This is a genomic window from Brachybacterium rhamnosum (assembly GCF_039526185.1).
Classification (GTDB): Bacteria; Actinomycetota; Actinomycetes; order Actinomycetales; family Dermabacteraceae; genus Brachybacterium; species Brachybacterium rhamnosum.
Genome location: NZ_BAAAIS010000001.1, coordinates 244,307 through 256,156, shown reverse-complemented (window position 1 = coordinate 256,156; position 11,850 = coordinate 244,307). Strand labels below are relative to the sequence as shown.

10 protein-coding genes are annotated in these 11,850 nt (G+C 74.0%); 7 read left to right on the top strand and 3 right to left on the bottom strand.

Annotated features, from left to right (window positions below; all coding sequences use genetic code 11):
* Positions 1-15: 15 nt before the first annotated feature.
* From fdxA to ABD080_RS01190, 3 genes are read left to right on the top strand one after another with little or no spacing between them, the layout of a single operon-like run.
* Positions 16-345, top strand: a complete 330-nt coding sequence (gene fdxA, locus ABD080_RS01200) for a ferredoxin (protein WP_343903367.1) — start codon at positions 16-18, stop codon at positions 343-345.
* Positions 345-1,505: a succinyldiaminopimelate transaminase gene (gene dapC / locus ABD080_RS01195; protein WP_137771198.1), complete on the top strand. Its 1,161-nt coding sequence runs from the start codon at positions 345-347 to the stop codon at positions 1,503-1,505. Before fdxA ends, dapC begins: the two co-directional genes overlap by 1 nt.
* 29 nt (positions 1,506-1,534) lie before the next feature.
* Positions 1,535-2,932, top strand: coding sequence for a citrate synthase (locus ABD080_RS01190; protein WP_137771197.1), 1,398 nt, complete (start codon positions 1,535-1,537; stop codon positions 2,930-2,932).
* Positions 2,933-3,130: 198 nt separating this feature from the next.
* Here ABD080_RS01190 and ABD080_RS01185 read toward each other — a convergent pair whose 3' ends face one another.
* Both ABD080_RS01185 and dapD read right to left on the bottom strand, forming a co-directional pair.
* Complete coding sequence (locus tag ABD080_RS01185; RefSeq protein ID WP_343903366.1) at positions 3,131-4,066, bottom strand: hypothetical protein; 936 nt, start codon at positions 4,064-4,066, stop codon at positions 3,131-3,133.
* Between the two features lies 1 nt (position 4,067).
* Positions 4,068-5,045, bottom strand: a complete 978-nt coding sequence (gene dapD / locus ABD080_RS01180) for a 2,3,4,5-tetrahydropyridine-2,6-dicarboxylate N-succinyltransferase (RefSeq protein WP_137771195.1) — start codon at positions 5,043-5,045, stop codon at positions 4,068-4,070.
* A 179-nt stretch (positions 5,046-5,224) separates the two neighbouring features.
* Between dapD and ABD080_RS01175 the strand changes: the two genes are divergently transcribed.
* Positions 5,225-6,604, top strand: coding sequence for an APC family permease (locus ABD080_RS01175; protein ID WP_343903365.1), 1,380 nt, complete (start codon positions 5,225-5,227; stop codon positions 6,602-6,604).
* 10 nt (positions 6,605-6,614) lie between these two features.
* Here ABD080_RS01175 and ABD080_RS01170 read toward each other — a convergent pair whose 3' ends face one another.
* Positions 6,615-7,568: a hypothetical protein gene (locus ABD080_RS01170; protein WP_343903364.1), complete on the bottom strand. Its 954-nt coding sequence runs from the start codon at positions 7,566-7,568 to the stop codon at positions 6,615-6,617.
* Between the two features lie 48 nt (positions 7,569-7,616).
* Here ABD080_RS01170 and ABD080_RS01165 point away from each other — a divergent pair, with 48 nt between their 5' ends.
* The 3 genes from ABD080_RS01165 to ABD080_RS01155 are packed head-to-tail and all read left to right on the top strand — an operon-like array spanning position 7,617 to position 11,840.
* The gene (locus tag ABD080_RS01165) at positions 7,617-9,398 is read left to right on the top strand and encodes an FAD/NAD(P)-binding protein (RefSeq protein ID WP_137771192.1); all 1,782 of its coding nucleotides are present in this window, start codon (positions 7,617-7,619) and stop codon (positions 9,396-9,398) included.
* Complete coding sequence (gene dapE, locus ABD080_RS01160) at positions 9,395-10,531, top strand: succinyl-diaminopimelate desuccinylase (protein WP_343903363.1); 1,137 nt, start codon at positions 9,395-9,397, stop codon at positions 10,529-10,531. The genes ABD080_RS01165 and dapE overlap by 4 nt, the downstream gene beginning before the upstream one ends.
* 10 nt (positions 10,532-10,541) lie before the next feature.
* The gene (locus tag ABD080_RS01155; RefSeq protein WP_343903362.1) at positions 10,542-11,840 is read left to right on the top strand and encodes a polysaccharide deacetylase family protein; all 1,299 of its coding nucleotides are present in this window, start codon (positions 10,542-10,544) and stop codon (positions 11,838-11,840) included.
* The last annotated feature ends 10 nt before the right edge of the window (positions 11,841-11,850 follow it).

The window sequence follows — 11,850 nt, the reverse complement described above, 5'->3', positions numbered from 1 at the left end:
AAGGAAGCCGCCCTCATGACGTACGTCATCGCCCTGCCCTGCGTCGACGTCAAGGACCGTGCCTGCGTGGACGAGTGCCCCGTGGACTGCATCTACGAGGGGTCCCGCTCGCTGTACATCCAGCCCGACGAATGCGTGGACTGCGGCGCCTGCGAGCCCGTGTGCCCCGTCGAGGCGATCTACTACGAGGACGACCTCCCCGACCAGTGGGCGGAGTTCTACAAGGCCAACGTCGAGTTCTTCGACGAGCTCGGCGCCCCCGGCGGCGCCGCCAAGATGGGCGTGATCGACAAGGACCACGCGATCATCGAGGCGCTCCCGCCGCAGTCCGGCGCCGACGACTGATGCACTCCCCGCGTCGCCCCCTCGCCGCCCGCCTCCCCGCCTTCCCGTGGGACGCGATCGCCGGGGCCAAGGAGCGCGCCGCCGCCCACGAGGACGGCCTCGTCGACCTCTCGGTGGGCACGCCCGTGGACCCGACCCCCGCCTCCGTGCAGCAGGCGCTCGCCGCCGCCGCGGACAGCCACGGCTACCCGACGACCGTCGGCACCCCCGCGCTGCGCGCGGCGCTCGTGGACTTCGTCCGCCGGCACCGCGGCGCCCCCGGGACGATCGACGTGGACGGCGTGCTGCCCACCGTCGGCTCCAAGGAGCTCGTCGCGCACCTGCCCTTCCAGCTGGGCATCGGGCCGGAGGAGATCGTCGCCTTCCCCGCGATCGCCTACCCCACCTATGACATGGGCGCCCGGTTCGTGGGAGCGCAGTCCCTGCCGCTGGACCTCGTCACCCTCGCCGAGCACGGCGACGCCGCGCTGCCGGACCCGGCCGCCGTGTCGCGGATCCGGCTGCTGTGGCTGAACTCGCCCTCGAACCCCACGGGCGACGTGCTGACGGTCCCGCAGATGGCCGCGCTCGTCACCTGGGCCCGGGAGCGGGGGATCGTTGTCGCCTCCGACGAGTGCTACGCCCTGCTGCCGTGGACCGTCGACGAGGTCCCCTCCGTGCTGGACCCGCGGGTCAACGGCGGCTCGCTCGACGGCGTGCTGTGCGTCTACTCGCTGTCCAAGCAGTCCAACCTCGCCGGCTACCGCGCGGCCTTCGTCGCCGGCGACCCCGCCCTCGTGGGGGAGCTGCTGGCGATCCGCAAGCAGGCCGGGATGATGATCCCCGGGCCCGTGCAGGCGGCGATGGCCACGGCGCTCGGCGACGACGACGCGGTGGCGGCCCAGCGTGAGATCTACCGCGCACGCCGCGCGATCCTCGCCCCGGCCCTGCGCGCCGCGGGCGGCGAGATCAGCGGCTCCCAGGCCGGGCTCTACCTGTGGACCTCCTTCGGGGAGGACGCGATGGTCACGGTCGAGCGACTGGCAGGTGCCGGTGTGCTGGTCGCTCCGGGGATGTTCTATGGTGAGGGGGGCGGCTCCACCGTGCGCGTCGCGCTCACCGCGACGGACGAGCGGATCGCCGCCGCCGCCGGGCGCCTCGAGCACCTCGAGCGCCCCTGAAGGATCCGACAACGCACAACGGAGAGCCCATGGATCACGCGACGCCGACCTCACGCCTCGCCTACGGCGACCACACCCTCGACCTCCCCGTCGTCGACGCCGTCGAGGGGAACCCGGGCATCGCGATCGGTCCGCTGCGCAAGGAGACGGGGGCGGTCACCTTCGACCCCGGCTTCATGAACACCGCCAACACCACCTCGGCGATCACCTACATCGACGGCGACGAGGGCGTGCTGCGCTACCGCGGCTACCCGATCGAGCAGCTCGCGGAGAAGTCGACCTTCCTCGAGGTCGCCTACCTGCTCATCAACGGCGAGCTGCCCACGCAGGGACAGCTGGAGAACTGGACCACGCAGGTGGAGCACCGCTCCATGCTCGACGAGCGCTTCAAGCGCATGTTCGAGGCGTACCCGCGTGACGCGCACCCGATGGCCGTGCTGCAGGCCGGCGTCTCCGCGCTGTCCACCTTCTACCAGGACTCGCTGGACCCGTTCGACGAGGAGCAGGTGCGCCTGTCCTCGGTGCGGCTGCTCGCGAAGGTGCCGACCATGGCCGCCTACGCGCACCGCATCGCGCAGGGCCACGCGCTGCTCTACCCGGACAACCGGCTCTCGCTGATCGAGAACTTCCTCCGCCTGACCTTCGGCTTCCCGGTCCAGGAGTACGTCGCGGACCCGGTCATCGCGCGGGCGATGGAGCAGCTGCTGATCCTCCACGCCGACCACGAGCAGAACTGCTCGACCTCGGCCGTGCGCCTCGTCGGCTCCGCGCAGGCGAACCTGTTCACCTCGATCTCCGCGGGCATCGGCGCGCTCTCCGGCCCCGCCCACGGCGGCGCGAACGCCGCGGTGATGGAGATGCTCGACACCATCAGCGCCGAGGGCATGGACCCCAAGGTGTTCATGGAGAAGGTGAAGAAGCGCGAGGACGGCATCCGCCTCATGGGCTTCGGTCACCGCGTCTACAAGAACTACGACCCGCGCGCGAAGTTCGTGAAGACCATCGCGGACGACGTCCTCGAGCGCCTCGGCGTGCAGGACGAGCGTCTCGAGCTCGCCATGAAGCTCGAGGAGATCGCCCTCAAGGACGACTACTTCATCGAGCGCAAGCTCTACCCGAACGTCGACTTCTACACGGGCATCATCTACAAGGCGATCGGCTTCCCGACCGAGATGTTCACCGTGCTCTTCGCGATCGGCCGCCTGCCCGGCTGGATCGCCCAGTGGCAGGAGATGGTGCACGACCCGGACACGAAGATCGGCCGCCCGCGCCAGATCTACACCGGTGAGCCGCGCCGCGAGTACGTCGACATGGCCGCCCGCACCGGCACCACCGAGCTGCGCCTCGAGCAGCTCCACGAGGAGCTCGCCGCGCAGCACCGCGAGCACCAGGAGAAGCTCGCCAAGGAGCGCCGCTTCGACCACTGAGGCCGGGTGGGCGGCGGCATCGCACCGCGCCCGCTGAGCGCCCATGCGAGAGGGGCCGGGGACGCACGTCCCCGGCCCCTCTCGCGTTGCCGGTTCGTGAGGTTCCGGCGTCACGGCTCAGCAGGACGACGGCGCCGTCGGCCATGACCCGCACGTCGATCTCGACGGGGCTCCTGCGGGTCCTGTCATGTAGCTCCTTCAGCCTCCGGAGACCAGGATGACGACGCGGCCGTCGGCGGCGTCCTCGGCGGAGCCCCAGGTGGTCGCGTCCTCGCCGCGGGCGGAGCGGTCCCAGACCCGCCCGGCGTGCTCGACCTGGACGACGGAGTCCTCCGCCGCGCGGGCCACGGCCCAGTTGGCGACGGCCCAGCCGAGGGCCTCGTCGTCCCCGGTGTCGACGACGAGGGCGGTCGCCCCCGCGCCGTCGGGCGTCCCTGCGCTCACGGAGGATGCGGATTCGAGGGTGGTGCGGAGCGAGCCGGCCTCGGTGAGCCGCGGGAACTGGCGGGCGAGCTCGGAGCGCACGCCGTCCGGGGAGACGGTGCCGGTCGCCGCGTCGAGGGTGCACACGAGGTTCGCCTGGGAGCGGCCGGTGAGGGCGGAGGCGTAGATCCGTCCCTCGGTCTCGTGGTCGCGGTAGGCCTCGGGGTGCCCGCTGCGCTGCACCTTCTGGGCGACGTCGTTGATGTCGCCGCTCTCGTAGTTCGCGACCTTCTCGAGCGCGTCGTAGAAGGCGTTCGTGGAGTGGATCGGGTCGAGGATCTCCGCCTCGGTGCCCCATCCCTGGGAGGGACGCTGCTGGAAGAGCCCCAGCGAGTCCCGGTCGCCGTGCTCGATGTTCCGCAGCTGCGACTCCTGGTAGGCGGTCGCGAGGGCGATCGACGCGGCACGCGGCGGCATGCCGCGGTCCACGGCGATAGCGCTGATCAGGGCCGCGTTGGCGACCCTCTCGGTGGAGTAGCGGTGGCTCGTGCCGAGGCCCGTGGCGACGCAGCTGCCCGCATGCGCGGGGGAGCCGTAGCGCTGCAGCGCGACGTAGGACCCGCCGGCGATGCCGCCGAACAGCAGCAGCATCACCAGCGGGACCACGAGGCCGCGCCACGGCGAGCGGCGCGGGGAGCGGCCTCGTGCCATGTCAGTTCGCGTGCAGGGCGGCGTTGAGGGAGACCGTCTGCCCGGCGCGGGCGACGGCCTCGACGGCGCCGGTGAGGGAGTTGCGGCGGAAGAGCAGGTTGCTCACGCCGGAGAGCTCGCGCGCCTTGACCACGTGCGGGGCGTCCGCGTCCTTCTCGCCGACGAGCGTGACCTTGGTGCCGGCGGTGATGTAGAGGCCCGCCTCGACGACGCAGTCGTCTCCGAGCGCGATGCCCACGCCGGCCTCCGCGCCCACGAGCGACCGCCTGCCGATGCGCACGCGTTCGGTGCCGCCGCCGGAGAGGGTGCCCATCGTGGAGGCGCCGCCGCCCACGTCGGAGCCGTCCTCGACGATGACGCCCTGGGAGATGCGGCCCTCGACCATGGAGGTGCCGAGGGTGCCCGCGTTGAAGTTCACGAAGCCCTCGTGCATGACGGTGGTGCCGTCCGCGAGGTGCGCGCCGAGGCGCACGCGGTCCGCGTCGCCGATCCGCACGCCCGAGGGGAGCACGTAGTCGACCATGCGCGGGAACTTGTCGACGCTGAGCACGGTGGGGGTGCGGCCCGCGGCGCGCAGGCGCAGGCGGGTCTCCTCGAAGCCGGCGACGGCGCAGGGGCCCTCGGTGGTCCACACGACGTTGGTCAGCGCGCCGAAGAGACCGTCGAGGTTCTGGGCGTTGGGCTGGACGAGCCGGTGCGAGAGCAGGTGGAGGCGCAGGTAGGCGTCGGAGGCGTCCGCGGGCGCGGCGGCCAGCTCGATCGCGCGGACCACGACCTCCTGGGTCGTGCCGCGCACGCCGTCCACGGCGGCGGCCGCGGCGAGCTGCGCGTGCAGCGGCTCCGCGGTGGGATCGGCGGGCGCCTCGCCCAGCTGCGGGGCGGGGTACCAGGTGTCGAGGGTGGAGCCGTCGGCGGCGAGGGTCGCGAGGCCGATGCCCCAGGCGTGGGTGGCGGGCTCGGGCGTCGTCGTGGAAGTCATGGCGGTGATTCTACGGAGCGACCTCCCCCGCGGGCTGTGAGGTCTGCAGGGCGGTGATGATCGTCGCGGTCCGGATCCGTCGAGCCGGGGACAGGGCACCCGGATGCCGGCCACGCCCCGCGTGCCCCCTGCGCCGATACGAGGCGGTGCGGGTGTCGCAGGAGCAGAATGGCCGCACCATGACTGCAGACTCCACCCCCGCACCCGCCGTCCCTGCCGCCGGGCAGCCGGCCCTGCGCCGCGAGATCGGCTTCGGCCAGCTCGTCGCCTACGGCCTCGTCTTCATCGGCCCCGCCGCGGCGGTGGGGGTCTTCGGGACCCTCGACGCCCACTCCGGCGGCGTCGTCCCGATCGTCTACCTCGTCGCGACGCTCGCCATGGCGCTGACCGCCTCGAGCTACGTCGTCATGTCCCGCGCCGTGCCGCGGGCAGGATCCGTCTTCGCCTACGCGAGCGAGGGGATCGGCCCGCGCGTGGGGCACATGGCGGGTTGGATGATGCTGCTGGACTACCTGCTCATCCCCTCCGTCGCGTATCTCTTCTCGGGGATCGCGCTGAACTCGCTGATCCCCGCGGTGCCGATCTGGGTGTTCGTGCTCGCGGCCGTCGTCCTCACGACCGCGCTGAACCTCTCCGGCGTCAAGGTCACCGCCCGCGTCTCGATGGCCGTCGTGATCGTCGAGGTGGTCGTGCTGCTCATCGTCCTCGCCGCCGCGGCCGGGGTGCTCGCCACCACCGGGCCCGTGCGCGGCTGGCTCGAGCCGTTCACGGGCGGCGCGGCCGGGATCTCCGTCGCCGCGGTGCTCGGCGCCGTCTCGATCGCGGTGCTGTCCTTCCTGGGCTTCGACGCGCTCGCGACCTTCGCGGAGGAGACCCGCGGGGACTCCCGGGCGATCGGCCGCGCGACCCTCGTGTGCCTCGTGATCATCGGCGTGCTGTTCATGGCGCAGACCTACGTGGGCGCCCTGCTCAGCCCCACGAGCGCCGAGGAGCTCGCGGCGCATCCCGAGCTGCAGGGCGACGCCTACTACGCGATGGTCGACTCCGCGCTCGGCTCCACGCTCCACGGCGCGCTCGCCGTCGCGAAGGCCGTGGGCGCCGCGTTCTCCGCCCTCGTGGGGCAGGCCGCCGCCTCCCGCGTGCTCATGGACATGGGCCGCTCCGGCTCGCTCCCGAAGGGCCTCGCGCGGGTCTCGCCGCGCACCGGCGCGCCGCTCGTGGGGACGCTCGTCGCCGCGGGCGGCAACGTCGCCGTCGCCCTGTGGGCGGCGACCCGGGCCGACGGCCTCGACCACGTCGTCTCCGTTGTCGACGTCGGCGCGCTCACCGGCTTCGTGGTCCTCCACGTCTCGGTGATCGGCTACTTCGCGGTGCGGCGCCGCGGCGGGGGAGTGGACCCGCTGCGCCACCTCGTGATCCCCGTGCTCGGGGCGCTCGTGCTGCTCGCCGTGGTCGTGAGCGCCTCCGTGATCGCGCTGATCGTCGGCGGCCTGTGGGCGGTGATCGGGCTCGTGATCCTGCTCGTGCGGGGCGTCGGCCGCCGACCGGAGCCCGCCTGAGCGGGTCCGTTCAGACCGCCTCGTCCCCTCCCGGCTCCCGGGCGGCGGGATCCTCGTCGAACCAGCCCTCGGCCCGCCACTCGATCGCCTGGCCCCGGCGCAGCAGCAGCTCGGTGCGCCGGGAGCGGAGGGCGCCGAGGGCGACCACCACGACCAGGCCCACCGCCCCCGCGACGAGCAGGGTGAGCGTCGGCGCGAGGCCCAGCAGGCCCTTGCGCAGCAGCAGGTCCACGAGCAGCAGCGCGGCGCCCACGAACACCGAGAGTACCGAGGCGACCAGGAGCGCGCCGAGTCCCAGCGAGATCGCGAGCTCCGTCGGGGCGGAGGCGCGCTGCAGGGGGTGGCGCACGGGCACGCCCCGACCCAGCTGCCCGGGCCGGGCGACCGCCCAGTCGAGCATCGCCCTCGAGCGGCGGTGCACGGCGAGCGAGGCCGCGACCGCCGCGACCACGAGCGCGAGGACCGCGCCCGCGAGCAGCGGACCGACCCGCACGGCGAGCTCCGCGGGCGGGGCCGGGCCCCGCAGGGTCGTCACCGCCGCGAGCACCACGAGCAGCAGCAGGGCGGTGACGGCCACACCCTCGAGGACCCGCAGGCCCGTCTGCCGCGCGGCGTCCTCCGCTTGCGCGGCCGAGCCGATCTCGTCGCCGACGGGCTCCGCGCCTTCCTCGAGCACCACCCGCCGCTCCTCGGCGAGCCGGGACACGAACGCGTCGAGGTCGCCGACGGCCCGCAGGCTCGGGGCGTACCGCTCGCGCTGCCCGGGGGAGAGCCAGGCGGCGAGCACGGTCGCGTCCGCAGCCGCGCGGTCCCGCGGCTGGGCGTCCGAGGCCGCCTCCGCGCGCAGCCGCGCCGTCTGCCGGCGCATCGCCGCGCCCAGCTCCGGCCCGCCGGCCGCGTGCCGGAGGTGCCGGGCCGATCCCGTCGGCCCCGTCGGATGCGTCGACCCCGCCGTCCCGCTCATGCGTCACATCGTCGCAGACCATCCGCCGATCCGCGCGATACTGGGCGGATGACCGCGAGCTCCGATTCCCCCGCCCCTCTCCGGACGGTGGCCGTCGTCGGCGCCGGGCCCCGGGGCACGGCGATCGTCGAGCGCCTCGTCGCCGCCTCGACGCTGCCCGACTGGCAGGGCCGCCTCACCGTCCACCTCATCGACCCGTACGTGGGCCTCGGCGGGGCGGTGTGGCGCCACGACCAGTCCGAGGTGCTCCTGATGAACACCGCGACCTGCCAGACCACGATGTACCCGGATCCTTCCTGCCACCCGCGGCTGCCCGTGACGCGCAGCGAGACGCTCGCCGACCACCTCGCCGGCGAGGGCCTCGCCCCCGCGGACATCGCCTCCCGCGCCGCGCACGGCCGCTACCTCGCCCACGTGCTCGACACCGCCCAGGCCGACGCCGACCCCGCCCGGCTGCGGATCGTGCGCCACACGGCGGAGGTCGTCGACGTGACCGGTGCGCCCGACGGCCCCCAGCGGGTGCGCCTCGACGACGGTCGCGTGCTCGCCGCCGACGCCGTCGCCCTCCCGCTCGGCCACCTCTCCACGGCGCTCGGCCCCCGCTCCCAGCAGTACGCCGACGCCGCCGACCGCCACGGCCTCGTGCACGTGGGCCCCGCGAACCCGCTCGAGGTGGACTACCGGCGGCTGCTGGGCCGCGAGGCGATCGCCGTGGCCGGCATGGGCCTGAACTTCTACGACATGATCGGCATGCTCACCGAGACCGCGGGCGGCCGCTTCGTGCCCGACCCGGACTCCGCGGCGGGGCTCCGGTACGAGCGCGGAGGCGGCGAGCCGCTGCTCGTCGTCGGCTCCCGCTCCGGCATGGTCTACCGGCCCAAGCCCGACCTCCGCCCCGCGCTGCCCGAGCCGTACACCCCGCAGGTGCTCACCTCCGAGCGTGTCCTCGAGCTCGCCGTCCGCAGCGCCGGCGTGGACCACGAGCGGGACGTCATGCCGCTCATCCTCGCCGAGCTGCGCCGCGCCCTCCAGGGCATCGGGGAGGACGAGCTCGCGACCGACGAGGCCCTCATCCACCTGCTGTTCCCCTTCGGCCGCCGCGGCGGGGTCACCGACGACGCGCACCGACGCACCCGGGAGGCGCTCCGCGAGGCGCTCGCCGCGGCCGCCGGCCCCGACCCCGTCTGGCTGCTCGTCTTCCGCGTGCTCGTCGCGATGCGGGTGCAGGTCAACCGGCTCATCGACCTCGGCGCCTATACGACCGAGAGCCTGCGCCGCGACATCGACGGGCACCTGCGCAACGCCTTCGCCTCCTGGGCCTCCGGCCCGCCCGTGCTGCGCGTGCGCCAGCTCGTCGCCCTCGAGGAGGCCGGGCTCGTACGCTTCCTCGGTCCGCGCATGCACGTCGACATCGACGAGGAGGCCGGGCGCTTCGCGGTGCGCGGCGGCGAGAACCCGCCCGTGCTGTGCGACGGCGTGTTCGAGGCGCACCTGCCGCCCGTGGACCTGCCCGCCTACCGCAGCCCGCTGCTCGGCGCCTGGCGCGAGCGGGGCGAGGTGCGCAAGGACTCCTGGGCCTCGCGCGGCAGCGGCACCCGCGTGCTCACCGGCTCGATCGAGGTGGACGGCCTGTACTGCCCGATCGCGGTGGACGGCACCGTCCACGAGCGGCGCCTGCTCACCGGGGTCCCCGTCTCCACCGCGCAGCCGGGATCCGCGATCACGGCCGAGCCCGGCACCTCCCCGCAGCTGCTGCAGCACGCCGAGGCGGTCGCCCTGCGCCTCGCCGCGCACGGCGGCGCGCTCGAGGAGCCGCTCGTGGCACGATGACGGGCATGCCCGTCACCCCCGCCGCTCCCGCCCCCGTCCTCGACCCCTTCGCCGACATCGTCGACCTCACGGCCGCGATCGTCGACGTCCCCAGCGTCTCCGGCGACGAGAGGGCCCTCGCCGACGCCGTCGAGCAGGCGCTGCGCACGCACGCCCCGCACCTCGAGGTGATCCGCGACGGCGACACGGTCATCGCCCGCACCGACCGGGGCCTCGACCGCCGGGTGCTGCTCGCCGGCCACCTCGACACCGTCCCGATCGCCGACAACCTCCCCTCCCACCGACGGGAGCGGGACGGACGCGAGGAGCTCGTGGGCCGCGGCAGCTGCGACATGAAGGGCGGGGTCGCCGTGCTGCTCGCCCTCGCCGTGCGCGCCGACGCCGCCCCCGTCGACCTCACCTGGGTCTTCTACGACCACGAGGAGGTCGCCGCGGCGGACAACTCCCTCACCCGCCTCGCCGCCGAGCGCCCCGAGCTGCTGCAGGCGGACTTCGCGATCCTCGGCGAGCCCACCTCCGCGGGCGTCGAGGGCGGCTGCAAGGGCACGATGAAGCTCCAGGTCACCGCCCGCGGCGTCGCCGCCCACTCCGCCCGCGACTGGGTGGGCGACAACGCCATCCACCACCTCGCCCCCGTGCTCGTCCGGCTCGCGGACTACGAGGCCCGCCGTGCCGTGATCGACGGCCTCGAGTACCGCGAGTGCCTCAACGTCGTCGCGATCTCCGGCGGCATCGCCGGGAACGTCATCCCCGACCGCGCGAGCGCGACCCTCAATTACCGCTTCGCCCCGGACACGAGCGTCGCGCAGGCGGAGGCCCACGTGCGCGAGGTGCTCTCCGGACTCGGCGTCACCATCGAGGTGACCGATGCCGCCGCCGGCGCGCTGCCGGGGCTGGACACCCCCGCCGCCCGCGACTTCCTCGCCGCGATCGGGGAGGGGACGAGCGTGGCCGCGAAGCAGGGCTGGACCGACGTCGCGCGCTTCTCGGCGCTCGGCACCCCCGCCGTGAACTTCGGCCCCGGGGACCCGCTGCTCGCCCACACCGACGACGAGCACGTGCCCACCACGGACCTCCGACACGCCCTCGCCGGGCTCGCGCGATTCCTCGGCACGGAGGTGCCCACCGCGTAGCGTGGCGGGCATGGGAGCGCTGACCCGCCGCACGCTGACGACCTCTCTGATGGTGGCCGCGCTCGCCGGCTGCACCGACGGCTCCGGATCGGCCCCCGGCTCCGGGTCCGACGCCGGCGGGGCCTCGGACTCCACGGCGGCGCCCGCCGCGGGCGGCGCCGCCCCCGATCCCGCGGCGAAGCTCGCCACCGCGACCCGCCAGGCCGACCAGTTCGACTACGACGCCGCCCTGGACACCGTGGACGGGGTCGACGGGAAGGACGCCGAGGACCTCCGCACCCGCTGCCACGAGGAGAAGGACGCCCTCGTCCCGTGGCCCGAGGACGAGCCCGTCAGCCACCTCTTCTTCCACAGCCTGATCGTGGACCCCTCCCGCGCCTTCGACGGCGACGACAAGGAGCAGGGCTACGACGACTACATGTGCACGATCCCCGAGTTCACCGCCGTCATCGAGAGGATGCACGAGGACGGCTACGTCCTGATCAGCCCCCACGACCTCGCCGAGCCCGCCGAGGACGGCACCATGCGGCCGCGCGAGCTGCTGCTCCCCGAGGGGCGCACCCCGCTCGTGCTCTCGCAGGACGACGTCTCCTACTACGAGTACATGGACGGCGACGGCTTCGCGGCGGACCTCCACCTCGACGCCGACGGCGCCGTGCGCAGCCGCTACGTCGACGCCGACGGGACCGAGCACGAGGGCGCCTACGACATGGCCCCGCTGCTCGACGACTACCTCGCGGCGAACCCCGGCTTCTCCTACCGCGGCCGCAAGGGCATCATCGCGCTCACCGGCTACAACGGGATCCTCGGCTACCGCTCCTCGCCCCGCGAGTACGGAGAGGACCCCGACGCGCTCTCCGCGGCGCGGGACGCCGCCGCGGAGGTCGCGGGCGCGCTCACCGACTCCGGCTGGGAGATCGCGAGCCACACCTGGGGCCACATCGACATGGGGGAGAAGCCGCTCGAGAAGGTCGACGTGGACCTGCAGCGCTGGGACGAGGAGGTGGGCACCCTCGTGGGGGACACCGACCTGCTCATCTATCCCTTCGGCGCCGACATCGCCGGCCCCGAGCAGTACGAGGAGGGCGACGTCCGCTACCGGCGCCTGCGCGACCACGGCTTCTCCTACTTCTTCACCGTCGACGGCTCCACCCTCGCCTGGCAGCAGCGCCACGGCGAGTACCTGCGCCAGGCGCGGATGAACATCGACGGCATCCGGCTGCGGGCCACGGCGGCGGGGGAGGAGCACGTGCTCGATCCCGTGCTCGACGCCGGCGCGATCCTGGACCCCGCCCGCCCCGGTCTCTAGGGTCCAGCCG

Coding starts and splice junctions, on each gene's coding strand:
- fdxA (WP_343903367.1), top strand. CDS start 16: ATGACGTACGTCATCGCCCTGCCCTGCGTCGACGTCAAGGACCGTGCC.
- dapC (WP_137771198.1), top strand. CDS start 345: ATGCACTCCCCGCGTCGCCCCCTCGCCGCCCGCCTCCCCGCCTTCCCG.
- ABD080_RS01190 (WP_137771197.1), top strand. CDS start 1,535: ATGGATCACGCGACGCCGACCTCACGCCTCGCCTACGGCGACCACACC.
- ABD080_RS01185 (WP_343903366.1), bottom strand. CDS start 4,066: ATGGCACGAGGCCGCTCCCCGCGCCGCTCGCCGTGGCGCGGCCTCGTG.
- dapD (WP_137771195.1), bottom strand. CDS start 5,045: ATGACTTCCACGACGACGCCCGAGCCCGCCACCCACGCCTGGGGCATC.
- ABD080_RS01175 (WP_343903365.1), top strand. CDS start 5,225: ATGACTGCAGACTCCACCCCCGCACCCGCCGTCCCTGCCGCCGGGCAG.
- ABD080_RS01170 (WP_343903364.1), bottom strand. CDS start 7,568: ATGAGCGGGACGGCGGGGTCGACGCATCCGACGGGGCCGACGGGATCG.
- ABD080_RS01165 (WP_137771192.1), top strand. CDS start 7,617: ATGACCGCGAGCTCCGATTCCCCCGCCCCTCTCCGGACGGTGGCCGTC.
- dapE (WP_343903363.1), top strand. CDS start 9,395: ATGACGGGCATGCCCGTCACCCCCGCCGCTCCCGCCCCCGTCCTCGAC.
- ABD080_RS01155 (WP_343903362.1), top strand. CDS start 10,542: ATGGGAGCGCTGACCCGCCGCACGCTGACGACCTCTCTGATGGTGGCC.